Origin of the sequence: Exiguobacterium profundum (assembly GCF_001909285.1) — a bacterium.
GTDB classification, from domain to species: Bacteria; Bacillota; Bacilli; order Exiguobacteriales; family Exiguobacteriaceae; genus Exiguobacterium; species Exiguobacterium profundum.
In genome coordinates this window covers 589,925-608,225 of sequence record NZ_MRSV01000001.1, presented here as the reverse complement: position 1 = coordinate 608,225, position 18,301 = coordinate 589,925, and the positions used below count along the sequence as shown (strand labels likewise).

Annotated in this window: 25 protein-coding genes and 1 riboswitch; of the genes, 7 read left to right on the top strand and 18 right to left on the bottom strand. The window is 48.1% G+C overall.

The genetic code is table 11. The annotated features are described in order from the left end of the window. Positions 1–185: 185 nt before the first annotated feature. A complete protein-coding gene (locus BBB58_RS03305) occupies positions 186–974 on the bottom strand; it encodes a GNAT family N-acetyltransferase (RefSeq protein WP_074035422.1) in 789 nt (262 codons plus the stop codon). 50 nt (positions 975–1,024) lie between these two features. Between BBB58_RS03305 and BBB58_RS03300 the strand changes: the two genes are divergently transcribed. Further along, complete coding sequence (locus tag BBB58_RS03300; RefSeq protein WP_074035420.1) at positions 1,025–1,489, top strand: GNAT family N-acetyltransferase; 465 nt, start codon at positions 1,025–1,027, stop codon at positions 1,487–1,489. Here BBB58_RS03300 and BBB58_RS03295 read toward each other — a convergent pair. From BBB58_RS03295 to BBB58_RS03285, 3 genes are all read right to left on the bottom strand, one after another. Next, positions 1,478–2,068 carry an NUDIX hydrolase gene (locus tag BBB58_RS03295; RefSeq protein WP_074035418.1) on the bottom strand — a complete coding sequence of 197 codons (591 nt, stop codon included), beginning with the start codon at positions 2,066–2,068 and terminating at the stop codon, positions 1,478–1,480. The two genes, BBB58_RS03300 and BBB58_RS03295, sit on opposite strands and share 12 nt — an antisense overlap. Further along, positions 2,065–3,069, bottom strand: a complete 1,005-nt coding sequence (locus BBB58_RS03290) for a S66 family peptidase (protein WP_074035416.1) — start codon at positions 3,067–3,069, stop codon at positions 2,065–2,067. The genes BBB58_RS03295 and BBB58_RS03290 overlap by 4 nt, the downstream gene beginning before the upstream one ends. A gap of 63 nt (positions 3,070–3,132) precedes the next feature. Next, positions 3,133–3,441 (bottom strand): hypothetical protein, encoded by a 309-nt coding sequence (locus BBB58_RS03285; protein ID WP_031421923.1) that lies wholly within the window; start codon positions 3,439–3,441, stop codon positions 3,133–3,135. Positions 3,442–3,583: 142 nt separating this feature from the next. On the opposite strand from BBB58_RS03285, the gene BBB58_RS03280 reads away from it, so the two are divergent. Further along, positions 3,584–3,898: a hypothetical protein gene (locus tag BBB58_RS03280; RefSeq protein ID WP_074035414.1), complete on the top strand. Its 315-nt coding sequence runs from the start codon at positions 3,584–3,586 to the stop codon at positions 3,896–3,898. A gap of 73 nt (positions 3,899–3,971) precedes the next feature. Continuing rightward, a complete protein-coding gene (locus tag BBB58_RS03275) occupies positions 3,972–4,757 on the top strand; it encodes an SDR family oxidoreductase (RefSeq protein ID WP_074035413.1) in 786 nt (261 codons plus the stop codon). A gap of 35 nt (positions 4,758–4,792) precedes the next feature. Here BBB58_RS03275 and BBB58_RS03270 read toward each other — a convergent pair whose 3' ends face one another. The 12 genes from BBB58_RS03270 to BBB58_RS03215 all read right to left on the bottom strand — a co-directional run bounded on the left by BBB58_RS03270 (position 4,793) and on the right by BBB58_RS03215 (position 14,224). Further along, positions 4,793–5,587, bottom strand: a complete 795-nt coding sequence (locus BBB58_RS03270) for a GNAT family N-acetyltransferase (RefSeq protein ID WP_074035412.1) — start codon at positions 5,585–5,587, stop codon at positions 4,793–4,795. A gap of 44 nt (positions 5,588–5,631) precedes the next feature. After that, on the bottom strand, positions 5,632–6,129 hold the full coding sequence (locus BBB58_RS03265; protein ID WP_074035410.1) for an NUDIX hydrolase: 498 nt from the start codon (positions 6,127–6,129) through the stop codon (positions 5,632–5,634). Then, positions 6,126–7,193 carry a saccharopine dehydrogenase family protein gene (locus BBB58_RS03260; RefSeq protein ID WP_074035408.1) on the bottom strand — a complete coding sequence of 356 codons (1,068 nt, stop codon included), beginning with the start codon at positions 7,191–7,193 and terminating at the stop codon, positions 6,126–6,128. Before BBB58_RS03260 ends, BBB58_RS03265 begins: the two co-directional genes overlap by 4 nt. A gap of 40 nt (positions 7,194–7,233) precedes the next feature. After that, a complete protein-coding gene (locus BBB58_RS03255) occupies positions 7,234–7,713 on the bottom strand; it encodes a hypothetical protein (protein ID WP_074035407.1) in 480 nt (159 codons plus the stop codon). Between the two features lie 90 nt (positions 7,714–7,803). Next, a complete protein-coding gene (locus BBB58_RS03250; protein WP_031421917.1) occupies positions 7,804–8,433 on the bottom strand; it encodes an NADPH-dependent FMN reductase in 630 nt (209 codons plus the stop codon). Continuing rightward, entirely contained in the window at positions 8,430–9,422 is a 993-nt protein-coding gene (locus BBB58_RS03245; protein WP_041917956.1) for a ring-cleaving dioxygenase, read from the bottom strand. The genes BBB58_RS03250 and BBB58_RS03245 overlap by 4 nt, the downstream gene beginning before the upstream one ends. Before the next feature lie 27 nt (positions 9,423–9,449). After that, positions 9,450–9,893, bottom strand: a complete 444-nt coding sequence (locus BBB58_RS03240) for a MarR family winged helix-turn-helix transcriptional regulator (RefSeq protein WP_047794740.1) — start codon at positions 9,891–9,893, stop codon at positions 9,450–9,452. 130 nt (positions 9,894–10,023) lie between these two features. Then, entirely contained in the window at positions 10,024–10,455 is a 432-nt protein-coding gene (locus BBB58_RS03235) for a GNAT family N-acetyltransferase (RefSeq protein ID WP_074035406.1), read from the bottom strand. Positions 10,456–10,466: 11 nt separating this feature from the next. Then, positions 10,467–11,597 carry a tetratricopeptide repeat protein gene (locus BBB58_RS03230; RefSeq protein WP_074035405.1) on the bottom strand — a complete coding sequence of 377 codons (1,131 nt, stop codon included), beginning with the start codon at positions 11,595–11,597 and terminating at the stop codon, positions 10,467–10,469. A gap of 49 nt (positions 11,598–11,646) precedes the next feature. Further along, entirely contained in the window at positions 11,647–12,186 is a 540-nt protein-coding gene (locus tag BBB58_RS03225; protein ID WP_031421906.1) for a ribonuclease FAU-1 family protein, read from the bottom strand. Positions 12,187–12,248: 62 nt separating this feature from the next. Then, the gene (locus BBB58_RS03220) at positions 12,249–13,301 is read right to left on the bottom strand and encodes a DUF58 domain-containing protein (protein ID WP_074035404.1); all 1,053 of its coding nucleotides are present in this window, start codon (positions 13,299–13,301) and stop codon (positions 12,249–12,251) included. Positions 13,302–13,303: 2 nt separating this feature from the next. Continuing rightward, entirely contained in the window at positions 13,304–14,224 is a 921-nt protein-coding gene (locus BBB58_RS03215) for an AAA family ATPase (RefSeq protein WP_074035402.1), read from the bottom strand. Positions 14,225–14,317: 93 nt separating this feature from the next. On the opposite strand from BBB58_RS03215, the gene BBB58_RS03210 reads away from it, so the two are divergent. Both BBB58_RS03210 and BBB58_RS03205 read left to right on the top strand, forming a co-directional pair. Next, positions 14,318–15,010, top strand: a complete 693-nt coding sequence (locus BBB58_RS03210; RefSeq protein ID WP_074035401.1) for a hypothetical protein — start codon at positions 14,318–14,320, stop codon at positions 15,008–15,010. A 73-nt stretch (positions 15,011–15,083) separates the two neighbouring features. Further along, positions 15,084–15,824: a hypothetical protein gene (locus BBB58_RS03205; RefSeq protein ID WP_074035399.1), complete on the top strand. Its 741-nt coding sequence runs from the start codon at positions 15,084–15,086 to the stop codon at positions 15,822–15,824. Here BBB58_RS03205 and BBB58_RS03200 read toward each other — a convergent pair. After that, on the bottom strand, positions 15,821–16,780 hold the full coding sequence (locus BBB58_RS03200) for a phosphotransferase family protein (protein WP_074035398.1): 960 nt from the start codon (positions 16,778–16,780) through the stop codon (positions 15,821–15,823). The genes BBB58_RS03205 and BBB58_RS03200 overlap by 4 nt on opposite strands. A gap of 39 nt (positions 16,781–16,819) precedes the next feature. Next, positions 16,820–16,918, top strand: a riboswitch (TPP riboswitch). Between the two features lie 66 nt (positions 16,919–16,984). On the opposite strand from BBB58_RS03200, the gene thiW reads away from it, so the two are divergent. Both thiW and BBB58_RS03190 read left to right on the top strand, forming a co-directional pair. After that, complete coding sequence (thiW, locus tag BBB58_RS03195; RefSeq protein WP_074035396.1) at positions 16,985–17,470, top strand: energy coupling factor transporter S component ThiW; 486 nt, start codon at positions 16,985–16,987, stop codon at positions 17,468–17,470. 60 nt (positions 17,471–17,530) lie between these two features. Next, positions 17,531–17,794, top strand: a complete 264-nt coding sequence (locus BBB58_RS03190; protein ID WP_074035395.1) for a hypothetical protein — start codon at positions 17,531–17,533, stop codon at positions 17,792–17,794. Here the strand turns inward: BBB58_RS03190 and BBB58_RS03185 are convergent. Beyond that, complete coding sequence (locus BBB58_RS03185; RefSeq protein ID WP_084543024.1) at positions 17,789–18,265, bottom strand: GNAT family N-acetyltransferase; 477 nt, start codon at positions 18,263–18,265, stop codon at positions 17,789–17,791. The two genes, BBB58_RS03190 and BBB58_RS03185, sit on opposite strands and share 6 nt — an antisense overlap. Between the last annotated feature and the right edge of the window lie 36 nt (positions 18,266–18,301).

Here is an 18,301-nt window from a genome sequence, read left to right as displayed (position 1 = left end):
TCACTAGCGTTTTTTTGTATTTTATCCCACCCAGACGATACCACCGATGGAAAGGAGTGTTACACTCACACTAACTACTAGTATACCTCGCGACAGGTCGGGAGAAAGATTTGTTGTCAGCGCAATCAGGGTCGCGGTATTTCCACTAATCAGCGCAATGATACAGATGACCAACAACCGCTTCATCAAGCGTCCTTCACCATTTCAAATTGGGCAATCTCGTCTTGGACAAATCCCAATCGTCGTGCCGCTTCAACCCATTCAGGACGGTCTGATGTCAACGTGATATGAAGTGGCGATCGGCTCGCGGCCGCCCGCAATAGCCATTCCGCTTCTTCTGCTTGTCCAAAAACATCGAGCAAGACGTGATCGCGGTATAACAAAAATCCTATTCGATTCCCTTCTACGACTTTCACTAACTCAGCAGCTTGTTGGGTCACGCGCACATCGCGTTGCCAAATCGGAACGTGACTCGCCGCCGGATACAACTCATCAAATAACGTTTGAATCGGTTCATACGTTATGTCTGCGTTCGTTTCTAATGACACCGCTTGGAAGTAGAGGATTTCTCGAGTCGTTTCGTAACCTAGTCGTTCATAGAGAGACACTGCCGCATCATTGCCTTGAATGACTTCGAGTAAACGAGTGCCTACTGCCGCCTCTTCAAATCGTTTCATCAATTCGGTCGCGACTCCTGCTTTTCGGACATGTGGGGCGACAGCAAGCCCACCACAACGTGTCTGCCATCCTGAATCAAGATGTGCAATCCCGGTTAACACGACACCGACAGGTTCTTCACCATCATAGGCTACAATGGAACGGGACGGCTGATTTTGAACAAGAACAAGAAAAACATCTTCGAAAGTCTGCTCATCGAATTGAAACGGAATGATGTAATCAGAAAAACCGCTCATAAACGCACGATATAAATCTTGTAATGGTGGATTTTGACGGTATGTAAACTGTGTCGACATATAATTCCCCTTTCTGAATGAAAATCAATAAAGCCCGAAGGAGACTCCTTATGAAAATTACGCTCGAATATCGAAATGATACGCATCAATCGATTCTCGATACGTTCGCACTACCGACGGACCAAGAAAAGTATACGACCCTGCCCAAAGACATGGATGATTCATTACCTAATGGCGTTCATCCGATTGTCATCGTCGCATCGAAACCAGTCGGGATGTTCTTACTGCATGACAACGAACGCGTCACTTCCTATACGACCGAGTCGAATGCTTTGCTCTTCTCCGCCTTTGCCATTAACTATGAGGACCAAGGGAAAGGCTACGCTAAAGCGGCACTCCAAGCACTTCCGCAGTTCGTAAAGCAACATTTCCCTCACATTCGTGAAATCGTCCTGTCGGTCAATCTGAAAAACGAAGCCGCCTTCTGCCTTTATATGAGCGTTGGGTGGAGCGATACTGGACGTCGAATCGGTGGACCGATCGGCGAACAGCGTATTCTTTCCTTAACGATTTAAAGCATCCATTCGTGTCAAACTCTCAAATATGTTTTGCCAGTAAGTCTGACGATGCGGAACTAAATCGGCTTGCGTGATTTGAACAAGATGATTCGTCATAAGAGAGCATCCTTCAATCGTACACATGCATCCTTCTGTCAGCGACCTCAGTTCATTTCTTTGAACAGCTACGACATCCATCACTTCCTGGTCGTCAAAATGAATCGGCTCACCTTGATAGAGATAGCAATACGTATGTGCAAACTCGCGATCAAGAAACTCGTCCAGTTCAATCACGTCTTCAAAGATTCCCATAAAGGTGAGCTGTTCGAACGTCAATGACAGTCCGAGCTCTTCTTCAATTTCACGAACGCCATTCGCTATTGTCTCATCTGTTGCGAGGTGTCCCGCTGCCGTAATATCATATTTCCCGGGGAAATCCTGTTTCTCCATGCTTCTTCGCTGAAGATAAATGAGGTCTTCTTTCCAGAACCAGCAGTGGAACGTCTCATGCCAATCCCCGTCAAGATGAACTTGATTTCGCTCCTTCTCCCCTATTTTCCGGAGATTCTCGTCAAAAATAGTGAGGTGCTCCTTCATTCCGACACCCCATCTTCTAAAAATCGGATAATCCCATTCGTCGTATCTAACTCAACTTGAATCCCAATCGGGAAAACGTGTGATGGAAACGTGTGACCGATATCGACATTCGTCAAAATCGGAAAATCTTTTTCTCCGATGATTTCAAGCAACAAGTCGTTGAATGAGAAGGGAGCTGATTGATCTTGAAAATGCTCGTGCTTCCCGATAATCAGACCCGAAATCTCATCAAACACACCCGCCAGCTTCAGCATACTAAGCGAACGTTCTTCTTCAGCCATCGTCTTAAACGAGTCTTCTAGGAATAGAATCGCGCCTTTCAAATCGGGATAATAATCCGACTTGAAGAACCCAGACATCGTGTTCAGATTCCCGCCAATCAACGTTCCTTGTGCCTTTCCATCCTTCAGAGAAATCCATCCTTCATTCGGTTGGAACGTCTTGACACGTTGTTGCGTCGACCAATCGAGCATCTCTTCCGTCCATTCATCAGGGATATGTAACTGAAACGGAGCCGTTCGTTCTAAACAGAGGATGTCTTTGACATATTGCTCCCCCGTCTCGAACATCCCTCCGTATTCACCGAATGAGGGGACGATTGCCGGACCGTAAAATGTGACGACGTCCGTTTTGGCATAACAGGCCATCAAGATTGCCGTGACATCACTATATCCCATGATGATTTTTGGATGACGTCGGAGTTGTTCATAATCGATATATGGTAACACCGAGTTCGAATTTGTTCCACCAATTGTACTGATGATCGCTTTCACTTCAGGATCATGTAAAAATGCGTTCAATTCGTCAGCACGATCCCGAATGGACGAGGACCGATATCCTTCTGTTTTATATGTACACGTGCCCTCTTTCACCTTGAATCCCATCCGCTTGAGCTGTTCAACCCCACGTTGGTAACGCCCCTCAAACTGAACAGGTGCCGGAAAAGAAGGCGTAATGATCCCTATCGTATCCCCCACTTGCAACATTGGCGGTTTAATCATGATCCCCACTCCCTCACAACATCATTATGACCGCATTATACCGTAGGAGTGGTAAGTCATGCTTCAAAATAAATCAGGGTCTTCTGATAACGTTCTCACTTTTCGAACTTTCGCCGGGCGTCCTGTCCATCCGAGTGCAACAAAGAAAAATGCACCTGCGAGTACGCCGAATAAAGCGGTCAACCCTACTTGAATCCCAACAAAACCATACTGTTCTCCCAGTTTCACGAGGAAGAGCGGTGCAAACAGACAAGTCATACTGAGTGAAAAAAGACCTCCCCATACCCGTCGCTTTGCATTACCAATGGTGAACCAACCGAACGCGATCCATACACAAGCAACCAATCCTAGCGCACCAACCATCATCCACATGCCCACACCTCACCTTTTCGTTTTCCTTTCTATTCCCCATTTTTCTTGTTATTCCTACTATTTTTTTAAGTAATGAGAGAATTTCCGGGTAAAGGTAAATTAGACAAGATGCGAAACGGGACAACAAAGGAGTGAGGTGTGCATGCGTTCACGATTAACCTTTGCCTTAATCTTTCTCGGTCTTTTTTTTTTCGCCGTTTATTGGATGAGCACGTGGAATGACAACTTAGTCGAGGGACAGATTGAACGAGTCGATATCCCCCAAATATTGATTGAATCTACCGGATCCTCGGAAGAAGTCACATTGCGCGTCGTCTTGATCAATGATCAAACCGAAGTCACCGGCATCGTCAATAGCGTACAAGGGTTACAGAGCGGACAACTGGTGACAATCGAGGTCATCCCGACGGATTCGAATTTGAACATCGCACGCACCATCGAAGTCAACGCTCCATGATTTTTTGAAATGAAGCGTAACTTTTCCAGAACTGTGGAATATGAGAACAGAAACATAAAAAGGAGTGATCGGATTGATTTCAAATAAATTACTATCTGGAAAAGTAGCTTTTGTGACCGGGGCAGCCTCCGGAATCGGACGTGCCGCGGTCATCCGCTTCATTCAAGCCGGAGCGAAAGTCGCCATTGTCGATTTGAATGAAGAAGATGCGATGCGTCTCGCAAGCCTTGTCGGGGAAGAACGCGCCATCGGCATCAGTGCAGATGTGTCAGATGAATCTGCAATGAAAGAGGCCTACGAACGGACAATGGAACGATTTGGTCAACTCGATATCGTCTTCGCTAACGCCGGTCGAAACGGGACCATCACACCGATCGAACATTTATCATTGGATGATTGGAATGGAGTGGTGGAGACGAACCTCACGGGAACCTTTTTGACCGTCAAACATGCTATTCCCCATTTGAAAGAGAATGGCGGTAGTATCATTATCACTTCATCGATTAACGGGAACCGCTATTTTAAAAATTTCGGATTCAGTGGCTACGCGACGACGAAAGCAGGTCAAACCGGCTTTGCGAAAATGGCTGCTGCGGAACTCGCTCAATTCGGGATTCGTGTCAATTCCATCTGTCCCGGGGCCATCGATACGAATATTGACGATTCGACCAATCGAGACGATGCGTTGCTCGAAGAAGTCGTTATTCCAATCGAATATCCACTTGGGAATCAACCGCTTGCCGGAAAATCGGGCTCCGCGAAACAAGTCGCCGATGTCGTCTTATTTTTCGCGAGCAACATGTCGAGCCACGTGACCGGCTCTGAAGTATACGTCGATGGGGCTGAATCGCTCTTGTAATCGAAAAGCAGGTCACCTCACCCGAGGCGACCTGCTTATTTAAGGATTGGACTTTTCATGACCGCTTTTTGATAGAACGGCTGAAATCCAAGCCGTTCCATATTGCGACCAGACGCCGAATCGACTTTCGTCGTAACCGTCAACAGATTGCATCCAAGTGCTTTCGCTTCGGCAATTCGTTCCAAAATAAGTTGCGTCTGGTACCCTTTTTGCCGATACGTCGGAACGGTGCTCGTCAGAAACAACTCTCCAATCCCGTCTTGCGTGGCTAAAATCCCACCCGCTACGACAGCATCCTCTTCTCGCACGAGATAAGCATGATTACTCGGTAGTGCGTAAAAGCCTTTGGCTGTATCGACCGTCTCTTGAAGGATTGTGCCCGACTCGGCGAATCCAGCCGCAACGGCGTATGCCCACTCATGGAGTGTCTCATCCTTCACTTTTTTGACCTGAGTCGGTACAGATGTGGAGGCATGCTGTGTCAAATCCAACGTCCATACGTCCAAAAAATGATCGAGCGTGTAGTTACGTTCTTGCAATAAGCGGAGCAAGGAGTCTTCCGCTAATGGACAAACCTCAATATGTAGACGCGAGACATTTTTCCCGCGTACCCATTTTTCCATTTGATGCAGGTCGTAAAAGCTTGTCGGCCGATTCAATCCAAATCCGACCGCAAAACTCATATTTCCCATTTTGAACACATGCCCTTTTCCTTCTACGTGTAGTTCCGCACCTTCATAGGGAGGGGTTTGTTTACGATGTCGAATGTAAGCAGACGTCCCCTCTGCTTTGATGCGTTCGATACGCCTTGCCAATTCTAAACGTTTCACGCTCTTCCCTCCCTTGTATATTCCATGTTGAGTGTAGCATATGTTCACGGTCGGATGAGATGACCGTATTGAATCAGCCGTTCCCGGACAGAAGGAACAAGTTCTACACACTCAAGGACCGTCTCCCATTCTTGTAACGTCACATCGACGACTTCATCTGCTTGCAGTGACAGTTGTTCGAAGTCGATTGGTTTCTCGCACACGAGACAATACATATCCAAGAAATATGTGCCCCGCTTAATCGTTGTCACGAACCGGAGTTGCTCAGGCAATACATATAGTCCCAACTCTTCTTTTAGCTCACGGACCGCACCTTGTCGACTCGTTTCTCCAGCCAAAATCGAGCCGCCCGTTCCTTCCCAAAGAAGCGGATACGTCTTATCCGGATGACGCTTCGACAGCAATAATCTCCCATCCGGATTGAACGTGAACACTTCGATGACCGTGTGAAACGTATGCGGCTCTAATTCATCCCCACGAAAGTGCGTTCGACCGAGCGGTTGCCGGTTTTCGTCGAGTAAATCCCATACTTCTCGATTCATGGACGAATCTCATCAATCACGAACGAAGAGGAACCTTGAATCTCTTCGATAAAGTGAGATCCGAATAGCATGGCTGGTGTGAAGCTTCCGGCAAGCATCCCACCCGAACCGAGCAACCGCTTGACGACGGCGAGCGCCCCGTACACGGTGAAGGCATACGTACTTGCCGTTTGAATACGGACGACTACTTTTCGTCCTTCCTCATTCGTTGCTTCGCCCCATACGTACGTCGATGATTTTTCACGTACAGCCTCATCTGGTCCCGATACGTTTTCGTCGACATAACGGAGCAATCGTTCCTGCACGGCCTCTTTTCCGAGAATCGGGCTGAACCATGACAAAGCGCGAGCAGCATAGGCGGCCGCTGTCGGTACAGGAACCCAAGTCGTAATATTCGGAATGTCTGTTGTGTAGTAGGCGGTCGAAACGTCTCCCCACGGAATCGCAATGGCGGTACGGCTTCCGCGACCAAAATCAATCGTTCTCCGCTTTGCCCCAATTGGAAATGATGATAATTTGCCGTTCACACGTTCCACACTACTCGACCCTAGTCCACGAACGGCCGTCTTCATGGTTCCTGGTGAGATGCCGGCTGCCGCCGAAAAGCCAAGAGCGAGTGTTGTCGCATCCGGTATCAACTCTTTTAATTTCCGCGCGACACAGTCGGTCGGAATGACATCAAATCCGACACCCGAGCATAAAATCACACCACGTTCTTTGGCTTGAGCCGCTCGCTGTTTAGAATGGACATATTCGAACACGTCGATTTCCCCGGTAATATCTAAGTAATGCGTACCTGTCTCTAGACATGCCTCGATCATCACTTGGCTCGTATCCGTGAAAGGACCTGCACAATGAAGGACTAAATCTACATCGTGAAGCGCCTCGATTGCGGCTTCACGACTCAATGCGAAAATCGATGTTTCGCAACCCAGTTCATCTCCTAGGCGATGAATCGCTCTTGCGTTTCGTCCGGCAAGAACCGGACGCATTCCGTCACGAGCGGCTTGTCGTGCAATCAGCTCACCCGTATAGCCATTCGCCCCATAAATCATCCATCTCATTTTTACCCCTCCTTATGTTAATGTATCCTTGTTCGTTTCCCTAAAAGAAGTTGAATCGAACGAAAAGATCTTGGATGACATCGATGATATACACACTTCCCGTTACAATAAGCAAATATCCGATTGGGATGAGCAGACTTTTCACTGTTTGTAGTTTTGTTATGTCTCCCCGATGCTGTAGTAGACGATCCACCAAGTAAAACAAAGTCGCTGCGAGAAGACTGAGCCATGACAAGACGAGTCCGAATAGTATATGTAAAACAAACGAAGTGAACCACCTGAATCGTTTCGAACTGAGTCGATTCGCCAACCAGTCACTGCACCATGAGGTCACGACACCGTAGGTCAACATAATCGGAAAACTGACCGCTACATAGGCAACCGTCATCAAAAGGAAGCCATTCAGTACGCCACTCATCCCTCCATTTTCTCGTAGACCCATCATAGTGACCCCACACGCTAACAAAATCGCATAGACGGGCGAAGCGATGGATGCTGTGACGATTTTACGATTCCACATCTGCACTCCCCCTAATCCCTTCCAACTTTACACGACCTGTTCTGAAAACGCACAAAAACCAGCCTAAATTCAGGCTGGCTTCGCGATTTGTTAATTGTTTGCAACTTCTCCGGCTTTCGTACGGACCGATTGCATCGCTTCCGTCCATGGAAGGAGTTGGTCGAGCATATCGTTGACCGATTGTGCTTGAACTTCTTTCGGAGCGAAATGCGTACCGTTCTCGAAGTCCGTGAAGAGTGAGAGTGCAGGATGGACACGTACGTGAGCGATTGACAATTCACTCAAAATGCCCCGTAAATGTTCTGTTGCCCGTGCTCCACCAACAGAACCGTATGAGACGATTCCGGCTGCTTTGTTGTTCCATTCGACGCGTAAGTAGTCGAGAGCGTTTTTAAGAGATGCTGAGATGGAATGGTTATATTCTTGGACGATGAAGATGAATCCGTCCATTTGCGCAATTTTCTCCGACCAGGCTGCAACGCCAGATGCGTCTTGACCCGCTTCGCCGAGAAGTGGCAAGTTGTAGTCTGCGATGTCGATGACTTCATAGTTGGCATCGCCACGTTTGTCGGCGAGTTCTTTCACCCATTCCCCGACTTGTGGACTGACGCGACCTTCACGAGTTGATCCGAGTACGATTCCGATGTTTAACATAGTAGTTCCTCCTTGGTTATGTTGTGATGCATCTGATTTTCCAAACAAGCGATTTAAGAAACTCATTTCATGCCCTCATATTCTTTCTCAAATGTTTTCGTGCTTCTGACCGTATCGATTGGTCGTACCATCGCCTCGATTTGCGAACGTTTCGCTTCGAGGAACGGCGGGAGTGACAACTTCTCACCGACCGTCTCGTACGGCTCGTCTCCCATGAATCCAGGTCCATCTGTCGCCCATTCGAACAAGATTTGCGGCGCGACACGTGCATAGGATGATTCAAAGAAGAAGCGATCGACGTAGCCAGAAGTCGGCAAACCGAACTGTTGGAGACGTGCTGTCCATTCATCGAGGACGCTACGGTCTTCGACACGGAATGCGACATGGTGCACGGTACCGAACCCTTGACGCGCTTGTGGAGATGTCTCGTCGTGAATGACGATCACTTGCGCTCCGTTTCCACCTTCACCTCCTTCAAAGAGATACACATCACCTTCTCGCCCGATCTCTTTAAATAGCATCACTTGCTCCATCACTTGTTTGAAATATGTGATATCGGCGATGCGAATAAAGATTGGACCGAGTCCCGTGATCGCGTATTCAAGCGGGATTGGACCGTTCTTCCACGGCTCGCCCGACGCGATGCCTTCGTTGAACTCATCCGAGATGAGTTGATACGCCTGCTCATCAAAGTCGATGAACGAGAGCGTCTTCTTCCCGAACTGTTCTTGAATCCCTTCGTGCTCGACACCGAGACGGTCGAATCGACGGACCCAATACGTCAACGCTTCATCTGTCGGTACGCGGAACGACGTCTTCGCGATTTCATTTGTTCCGTGCTTACCTTTCGGGATACCTGGGAAGTCGAAGAAGGTCATGTCTGTCCCTGCGTTTCCTTTATCGTCCGCAAAGAATAAGTGATACGTTTGAATGTCGTCCTGGTTGACCGTTTTTTTCACCAAACGCATGCCTAACACGTGAGTGAAGAAATCGTAGTTTTTTTCGGCACTACTCGTGATTGCTGTGACGTGGTGAATTCCTTTAACATGATTCATCATTCTCTCTCCTTTTATATCTTGATTTCAAGATACATGATTAAAATTTTTTGCTGCTTCTGCCCGCTTTCCTATTTGTTTCAACTGTTCAATCGTTTCGTTTAATTGCATCCCTTCAAACACGGCGTTCATATGCTCCGTATGCTTAGGGAAAATATCTTGCATCAAGCGCTCTCCGTCATCCGTCAGCGCCGCGTATGTGATGCGACGATCGCTCGGACAAGCCTTACGAATGAGATACCTTTTTTCTTCTAACCGGTCCACGACGTACGTCATACTTCCGCTCGAGAGGAGAATTTTCTTCCCGATGACTTGAATCGGTTGATCTCCTTTATGATATAAAAACTCGAGTACGGCGAACTCGGTCGCGTTCAATCCGTAAGACGCCACTTCCTGCTTCACCAGGTCTTGTAACGACTGAGAGGCACGTAACAGCACAGTAATTGTTTTTAATGCATCAGATGGTTCCATCTGTCTCCCTCCTTTGTCCAAGAGAGCCATTAACTTAAATTTAAATATCTTTAATTCGAGATAAATATATCATGCGAAGATTTTCCCGTCAATCGATTTGATTTAAAAAATAAGACGGGTTGTTCCCGTCTCATTCCCCTCGCCGAATTACAGCCATTTCACGACCGAATCGATGGCCTTCATCAACGAATCCTAGGCTTCCATATAAGTGATGCGCTGCCTCGTTCTCGAGGTGATAGCCGACGACAATCGGTTTCCCCTCGCCGATTTCTTCAAGCATCAGCTCTGCCGCCTGTCGACCAATCCCTTTGCCTTGATGAGCATGGTCGATCATGATTCGGTAAATCCACAATGCATCCAACTCTTCAAGTTCTGTGTTGTACATGAGGAAGCCGACCATCGTCTCATCTTCATAAATCGCACGTGGACGTAATGTCGGTTCGTACATCGCTTGAAGTAACGAAATCGCATTCGGCTCCATATACGACTGTTGTTGGTCACTTAATGCCAATTGACAGCATGTATACCAATTTTGTGCATCAATCGGACGTAGTGAAATCATGTCATTCTCCTTTAGTCATATGTCTCATTTAAGTTTCTTGCATAAAATGCGATGGCACGCCGGTACCGCGCGATGCTCTCGTCCGCTTTCGGACTTGCAAGCAGTTCAAGTAACGTTCCCGTCGCTTCTTCATGGCGACCGACGTTGTAATGGGTCATCGCTTGAAATACCTTGAGCGCCCCGTGATTCGGGAATTGCTCAATCGCCTCTTTAAATAACTGTTCCGCCTCTGCGTATCGTCCGAGTGCCCGATACGTACTGCCGAGTCCGAGATATGATTCCGCCAACTCTTCCCCCGTCAACCCGAGTCGGATGGCCCGTTCATAATGCGGGACCGCTTGACGTTCTTCACCGAGCGAGTCATAGCACCACGCACAGTACGCATGTAGCCTCGGATTCTTTTCATCTTTCCGCAAGAGCGACAAGAACAGTTGCTTCGCCTGCTCGAGTTGTCCATCCTCACGGAGACGAACGGCTCGATCAAACTCATTCTCTTCTGTCACGTCGGTCCCCTCCTGTGCGAATTCTTGATCTAACCATGCTTGTAACGTTTCATAATACTTACCGATATGTACTCCATCGACGAGTGCATGATGGGCTTGGACGGATAACGGCATAACCAGACGCTCGCCTTGACGTTCGAACTTGCCCCAGGCGATGCGCGGCACGCTGTCATGTTGTTGCTGATGCGTCGGGTGCATGATACTCGTGAACGTGACCCACGGAACACTCGTGATATACAGTAAGTCGTCGGGCTCGTCATCCCCGACCACGACTTTATCGGCAGCTCGCTCCATCCGCGTCGTCACTTCCTGTAAGAATGTCGGTAAATCTTCATAGAACGTAGCCGCACAAAAGTTGAAGACATCCTCGTCTAACATGACCGTGAACGAAGGGTGGACCACCTCGTGTTCGACGACCTCTTCACCACGGATACGATAGCGCAATTCCGGAGTCGCGTTCGCCGCTCTCACCGCACCGTATAAAAAGAGTTTGAAGAACGATTGATTGCTCTCCTTTGCATATGTATATAGGTTCGTGACATCTACGTTTGCCGTCACGTTGAAATGTGGCGCATCAAACGCTTTGAAAAACTCGAAGTGCTTACGTCGTGCCCACGTCTCAATTTCAATTTTTTTCATAAAAACTCCCCCTCCTACGCTCTTACTGTAGCAGAGAGAGTGAATTCGCTCATAGCTTTTGTTTTAACTGTTCGTAATGTCCTTTTGCCAAATCAAAGTAGATGAAGTCTCCACGTTCGATTCGTTCGAGTGTCGCTTCGAATTCACGCCATCCACGTTCGACCTGTTCAGGTGTCAGCTCGCCGCTCTTGGTCGCCTCTTCAAACTCATCCTCATCCTTTTTGACAATATCTCCGTTCGGAAACACAAGAATATCGAGCAACAAGTCATCCATATAAGGGATACCCTCTTCTTCGCCGATTCGGTCAACGAGGTCGATATACCACTGCACGATTTCGCCTTCCGGATTGATCATCGCTGTCACACCGAACGGTTCATTGTCCGGGAAATATTGGAGCCAAGCAAACCCGGCATCCGCCACGATGAATTCTTCCCCTTTATGCTTTTTATATAATGGTGCCCGAACCTCATCGATTTGGAATAAGGCGACGACGCCTGAAAATTGTTCCGTCTGAACACGAATTTGCGCGTAGCGGTTCTTTAAAATTCGTTCCCAGTCTCGTCGATTCGCATACTTTCGTTTTGCCATATGGATCTCCCCTTTGGTCATCTCTGTATGATACAGTTCGCCAGAAGAAAGAAAGTTCCTTGTTAGTCATACAGGTTATGCTGATTGAACCAGACGAGATGACTTTGCTTCAAGCGTTTCCGCTCGACCATACGGACGAACGCGTCTGTCGAGATGAAACGGTTCCCGGGATGGAGGTCGGCCAGCATCAAGAGGATGAGGCGTGAACCTCGCTCTCCCTCTTGAAGAGAGATATGTTCCATCTTCCCTTCTCCGTTGAAGCGGTTGATGAACAGCTCGACTTTACACTCTTCTTTTAAGAGTCGGGTCGTCACATATGCGACTTGGCTGATGATCGACTCGAAGTCGTGATGTAACGTGTAGCCGGACGGCCCACTCAAATCTACTGCGAACGTGAACGTATCGAGCGATGTCTTTTGAAAGACTTTCGACTGGACTCGTCCAAGTTTTGCCGTCGCGACCCAGTCAATCTCTTTTACCGGTTCCCCTTCATAAGGCTTTGACCCCAGAACCTGCAGTGGATTCCGAAGTGGTGATGCGGTCAAAGGCCGGTCACCAAGCGCTAAACGTTTCGTGCCGACCGGTGGGTGTAACGTAAGGGACGGTAATACCGTCCACCGCTTCTCGATGGGGCACTCGAGTAAGTACGTCCCGAGATGAAACGGGAGCGTCACAGCAAGTATGCATTCTTCGATGTAGGCAGGACCTCGGAATTCGGCTTGAATGTGAAGCATCTGACGAGCCTGATCTGTCCGTAATGTCAAATCCAAACTATTCGGGGACCGGTCGTGGGCTGGAAAACTGAGCGCTGTATTGGATTTCAGCCGAACACGAACCGGAAGCCCGAGTCGTTCGACGACTTCACTTCCATCTAAAATCAGTTGTACCTCCGTCTCATCCCCGACAAAGAGAAGGGATTCATGGCTATGTATGTGAAGCCGAAGAGCTTGTTCCAACTGTTTCCGTGTCCGTTCAAAGAACCAAACGATGCCCGCAAGTAAACAAAGCGCATATCCGACAATCTCCATGTACGGGACGAATACGAGAATCACCCCAGCGAATCCATAAACCGGAATCCATTGTTTCTGTAGGGCGTTATGTGTCGAGAAGGTCATCTTCAGCCCTCTACCGGCACAGAGACGGTGTCTAAGATGTAACGGATAATGTCCTGTTTCGTCGATTTGATGCCTCCTTCAAGCGTCAACGTCAAACGATGGGACAAGACATAAGGTGCCACGGCTTTCACATCTTCCGGAATGACGTACAATCGATCGTTCAGATAGGCATAACTTTGAGACGCTCGCATGAGCGCGATGGCTCCACGTGGACTGACACCGACCTCGACGGATGCATGTTCCCGGGTCGCGTGAACGAGCCCGAGTAAGTAATCGAGGACATCATCTTGAATCGATACTTGCTTCACTTCCTCCTGAGCACGGCGTAACTCGTCTAACGTCGCAACCGCCTCTACGGTTTTCCTCGTTTGACGCATCACTTGTAAGAGGAGTTCTCTCTCTTCCGCAACAGCAGGATAACCGACTGGAATCGAAATCAAGAAGCGATCGAGTTGGGCATCCGGTAAGGGGAACGTCCCCGCTGATTCAATCGGGTTTTGCGACGCGATGACGAAAAATGGTTTCGGCATCGGATATGTCTCTCCCCCGATGGAAACTTGTCGTTCTTCCATCGCCTCAAGCAAGGCGGACTGCGTTCGTGGAACCGCTCGGTTAATTTCATCAATCAAGACGATGTTCGCAAAGATTGGTCCTTGGCGATGATCGAACGTCTGCGTCTGCATGTTGAAATAGTCTGCTCCGATCACATCAGACGGTAACAAGTCGGCCGTGAATTGAATCCGGGAAAACACCCCGTCGAAGCTGGCCGCAATTGTTTTGGCAAGTAACGTTTTTCCCGTGCCTGGCACATCTTCTAATAGAATATGTCCTTCCGCGAGTAACGCCGTACAACAGAGGCGTACGACATCCTCTTTTCCTAAATACACTTCGTTCAACTGTTTGATGACCTGCTCCATGCCCATATGACGACCTCCATTTTTTGTTTTTTTCAAACTTTACCTTTTTATGGTAAGATAAACAACAAATAGTCTGAAAATTCAAAAGGAGGTACCCTCTTGCGCTGGACGAACAAGTTTCTTCTCATGATTGTCGCCACACTCCTCGGCACCTTTACGATAATGGTGATTGCGACGAGTGTATTCGAGTGGCTCTATAACCCGGAAACGATACCGGTCGAGGAAAGTCATAGTCTTCCAACTGATCTCCTATCGGATGAGGATGATGGAATTTTAATTGGTGAATCCAAAGCAGATTACCCGTTTGAATTGGATCCTCAAAAAGGAAAACATCACTTTTTTGTTAGAATCACGGGATCTGGAGAATCAACACGACGAAATCTCGGACTATTCGTCGCTTTGATCGCATTCTGTTGCTTCAGTTTCTATGTCTATCGAAAACGAAAATGGCATTTGACGAACGCACGAGATGATGATGATTCAAGCATAGACCCGCTTGTAGAATCGCTACAACACAAGAACGCCTCGTCCGTTTCGACGCTCACAGCGTTCACGAACGTCCCGATTCGCGATGCACTGATCACATTCAACCAATCTCTCGTACCAGTCAAGCGATTGCGTGCTCATGAGACATTGCAAGAGTGGTTCCAACGCATCGATTTACCGATGAACCCGTCCGTTTATCATGCGGTTCGCTACGGCACCTCTTCAGGTGTGACGATTTCTGAAGAAGACACACTTCACTTCAAGAGAACACTCGATACCTACGCGACACGTCCTCACCCCGAGTGAGAATGTGCACAGGTTCTGCTTTTTCATCATGAATGATAAAATGGTGGAAAATGTCAGTTAAGGGGATGGAAACATGAAACGATGGGCGATATTCGGATTAAGTGCACTTTTACTCACGGGTTGTACAGATACGGTGGCAGACAATCCAATCCCAATCGAATCACCCGATGAACCCATCACCGAATGGACGCGTGAGGACTTTAAAGACGTCTATGACCAATACGAACAAACGAAACCGCTCCTTACTGCCCTTGAACAACAAGGAATCAAACCGTTTCGGGAGACGTTCGAACGGGTCATCATCGCCGGCAACGGTCTCGAGCATACGTATGCGGATATTTACCCATTTAAGCTCGATGACGGGACGTATGCTACCATTTTCGATAGTCAGGACGGAACGGTGATCAATGGTTCTGAGTCGGTCGCTCCGCTATTTTGGCAAGAGGAATCCTTCCTTCAATACGTCGAAGAGATTGAAAATCGGAAATTCGGTACAAGTGCCCCACCTACCGATGTCGTCCTCACGCAGGATGAATTCCAAACGGTCTATGACCGCCATGCCTACACGTCAGCCCTCCTCGTCGAACTCGATGAAGCGGGCGTCGAACTGGCACGGGAGCCAATCGATGACGTGATCATTGCCGGGAACGGCGTGACCGAAGTCACTGCCGACTTGTTCGTATTCGATGTCGAGAGCGGGTATGCCATCGTATATGATCAGGACGGAGAAATTTTAAAAGGCCCCGAATCCATCTCACCGCTCTTTTGGAACGAGAAGGACTATGTGGACCTGTTAGCCAAGAATGAAAGTTAATGCGTGTCACGTTGTAACTTACGATATTCCAGCAACAACTTGAGCCATTGTGCCGGTTTGTCGCTGGGATCTTTTTTGTCCCGACGATGTGCTGTGACGTAGGTGTGCCATGAGATGGCCCGATACACGCATCCCAATTCCTCCGCAATCTTCATATGACGCTCGAGTATTTCTGTTGGCGCGACGTGTCTCCATTCTTTCAAATAAACCTTTCGTAACTCATGGATTTTCTCTATCCATAATGTATCGTCCTCTTCCGGCAATAAATCGAACAAGATGTTCCAAAAGACACGCATGCTAAAGAATGGATGTGTGATTGTTGCATCTCCCCAATCGAGAATCACCGGTTGATTGCTTTCAGGCTCCCAGAAAATATTCCCTCCATGCAAATCGCCGTGGTCGAGACTCATCGGTATACCACTTTCTAGTTCTTCACACATCGACAGAAGTTCAGGTTTTAGTGCCAACACTTCTTCCCGCTGCACCCGCTCCAGATTTAGACTCATCTCAACGAACGTCGATTCGATTTCCTCCCTGAGCATAGACGGACGACGGTCTGGAACCCCCATTTTTAAAAGTTGCTCCGTCTCACCACTCATTCGTTGCTGTAATTTGGCATACTCTCGTAGCGCAACCTCATACTGTTCCTGATCAGGTACATCACGTAACGGGTGACCGGAAACTTTTCGCAAGATGAACCATGGATGAACCGGATGCACAGCGACTACGTCTGGCACGAGCCCAGGCAACATATGAGCAAGATATTGTGACAACATTCCTTCACTCTGACTGATTGAAGTGACCGCTTTAGCATAGACGCCATTGCCATGAACCAGATACGTCAAATCCGTATCTTTTTCTAGATGCCACGTCTCATTCGAAATATATTCATCAATCCACTGATCAAACTCATGCTTGAGATCAGTGTTTTCCCAGAAAACAGATAGTTGTTCCATATTCGTCCCCTTCCAATTTATGCTATACTCAAATCAATAAACGACCACTAGGGGAGCCTTCGGGCTGAGACGGCATTTGCCGGACCCTTTGAACCTGATCTGGCTCATACCAGCGTAGGGAAGTGGCTTGGAATACGTCTCTGTATGTCCACGCCATTTTTCCGTCTGGAAACGTGGCGTTTTTATTTTGAAAGGAGACTATTCATGCGTATTCAACAACTCACTTGGATGGCGATGCTCGTTGCCATCGCCGTCGTCGGTTCGATGTTCATCTCGATTCCTACAGGTGTCGCCCGCGCTTATCCGATTCAACATATGGTGAACGTGATTGCCGCAGTCACCGTCGGTCCAATCGGAGCCGTTCTCGTCGCTTTCGTCACCGGACTCATTCGCGTCATGACCGGTACAGGATCACTGCTCGCATTCCCTGGTGGCATGATTGGCGCGTTTCTTGCCGGCATTTTCTTCGTTCGCACGAACCGCGTCTATGCGGCCGCTCTCGGAGAAATCATCGGGACCGGCGTCATCGCTTCGTTGATTGCCGTCCCGTACGCAAAACTGTTGATGGGTTCGACGTTCGGTGCATTTTTTTTTTTCCCGGCGTTCCTTGCCTCTAGTTTGACGGGCGCGCTTCTCGGTTGGCTCGTCTTGTCGCGTATCAAACAGTTGCGACCGAGCGTACTCAAATAAAAGCTCCCTTTTTGGATGAAAATGGTAAACTATAGACAACATCTACAGAGGAGGGGTTTTATGTCTCGTTTCAATCAACTTGTAGCGGGTGGTATTTTGTTGTTTTTGTCCGGACTCTTATATAAGCTCGAACGCATCGCACTCTACATACGTTGGTACGCCGAAATCTCAACCGGGAGCTGGTTGGAAAAACCGTCGTTTGTCGATCCATTTCTCCAAAACTGGTTCGTTACCTTGTTTCTCTTTGCCGCTATTCCCTTCTTCTTGGCAGCTATGAATGTCACGCAAAAAATAAGTCCATCCGAGAATCCGACCGACTCATGACGGTCGGTTTTCTGTATGATAGACCCAAATCGCTTCACCATTCCATTCATCGATTAAGCCGCTGTCGACAAAGCCGTTCTTCGCATAAAATCGTTTCGCGACTTCATTCTCTTGATGGAGACTGAGGATGATATCATCCACGTCGTATTGTGTCTGGATGAATTCCACTGCCATGCGTAGGCACTTCGTTCCAATGCCTTTCCCCTGTTCGTTTTGATCAATCATGAAACGGTCGAGCCACATGTAACGTTCTGACTGGTTTTCCGCTCCGACCATCATGAAGCCAACCGGTCGCTCGCCTTCATAAAATGCAAAGCTCTGCCAATTGTATTTCGTATCCTCAATCATCTCTCGAAGGGATTCGGCATTCGTCTCGATGAATCGAGATTGTTTCTCGTCCACTGTCAGGGCGATGACCGCCTCTCGATTGACTGCATCAACCGGTTGAATCGTGATTTCGTTTACTTTCATACATTCACCTCATTGATTTTCTCTCTTCCATACGAT

Excerpts from the sequence above, each read along its gene's own strand:
- BBB58_RS03305 (WP_074035422.1), bottom strand. The coding sequence starts at position 974 with ATGTCGACACAGTTTACATACCGTCAAAATCCACCATTACAAGATTTA.
- BBB58_RS03300 (WP_074035420.1), top strand. The coding sequence starts at position 1,025 with ATGAAAATTACGCTCGAATATCGAAATGATACGCATCAATCGATTCTC.
- BBB58_RS03295 (WP_074035418.1), bottom strand. The coding sequence starts at position 2,068 with ATGAAGGAGCACCTCACTATTTTTGACGAGAATCTCCGGAAAATAGGG.
- BBB58_RS03290 (WP_074035416.1), bottom strand. The coding sequence starts at position 3,069 with ATGATTAAACCGCCAATGTTGCAAGTGGGGGATACGATAGGGATCATT.
- BBB58_RS03285 (WP_031421923.1), bottom strand. The coding sequence starts at position 3,441 with ATGTGGATGATGGTTGGTGCGCTAGGATTGGTTGCTTGTGTATGGATC.
- BBB58_RS03280 (WP_074035414.1), top strand. The coding sequence starts at position 3,584 with ATGCGTTCACGATTAACCTTTGCCTTAATCTTTCTCGGTCTTTTTTTT.
- BBB58_RS03265 (WP_074035410.1), bottom strand. The coding sequence starts at position 6,129 with ATGAATCGAGAAGTATGGGATTTACTCGACGAAAACCGGCAACCGCTC.
- BBB58_RS03260 (WP_074035408.1), bottom strand. The coding sequence starts at position 7,193 with ATGAGATGGATGATTTATGGGGCGAATGGCTATACGGGTGAGCTGATT.
- BBB58_RS03255 (WP_074035407.1), bottom strand. The coding sequence starts at position 7,713 with ATGTGGAATCGTAAAATCGTCACAGCATCCATCGCTTCGCCCGTCTAT.
- BBB58_RS03250 (WP_031421917.1), bottom strand. The coding sequence starts at position 8,433 with ATGAGTTTCTTAAATCGCTTGTTTGGAAAATCAGATGCATCACAACAT.
- BBB58_RS03245 (WP_041917956.1), bottom strand. The coding sequence starts at position 9,422 with ATGAATCATGTTAAAGGAATTCACCACGTCACAGCAATCACGAGTAGT.
- BBB58_RS03240 (WP_047794740.1), bottom strand. The coding sequence starts at position 9,893 with ATGGAACCATCTGATGCATTAAAAACAATTACTGTGCTGTTACGTGCC.
- BBB58_RS03235 (WP_074035406.1), bottom strand. The coding sequence starts at position 10,455 with ATGATTTCACTACGTCCGATTGATGCACAAAATTGGTATACATGCTGT.
- BBB58_RS03230 (WP_074035405.1), bottom strand. The coding sequence starts at position 11,597 with ATGAAAAAAATTGAAATTGAGACGTGGGCACGACGTAAGCACTTCGAG.
- BBB58_RS03225 (WP_031421906.1), bottom strand. The coding sequence starts at position 12,186 with ATGGCAAAACGAAAGTATGCGAATCGACGAGACTGGGAACGAATTTTA.
- BBB58_RS03220 (WP_074035404.1), bottom strand. The coding sequence starts at position 13,301 with ATGACCTTCTCGACACATAACGCCCTACAGAAACAATGGATTCCGGTT.
- BBB58_RS03215 (WP_074035402.1), bottom strand. The coding sequence starts at position 14,224 with ATGGGCATGGAGCAGGTCATCAAACAGTTGAACGAAGTGTATTTAGGA.
- BBB58_RS03205 (WP_074035399.1), top strand. The coding sequence starts at position 15,084 with ATGAAACGATGGGCGATATTCGGATTAAGTGCACTTTTACTCACGGGT.
- BBB58_RS03200 (WP_074035398.1), bottom strand. The coding sequence starts at position 16,780 with ATGGAACAACTATCTGTTTTCTGGGAAAACACTGATCTCAAGCATGAG.
- thiW (WP_074035396.1), top strand. The coding sequence starts at position 16,985 with ATGCGTATTCAACAACTCACTTGGATGGCGATGCTCGTTGCCATCGCC.
- BBB58_RS03190 (WP_074035395.1), top strand. The coding sequence starts at position 17,531 with ATGTCTCGTTTCAATCAACTTGTAGCGGGTGGTATTTTGTTGTTTTTG.
- BBB58_RS03185 (WP_084543024.1), bottom strand. The coding sequence starts at position 18,265 with ATGAAAGTAAACGAAATCACGATTCAACCGGTTGATGCAGTCAATCGA.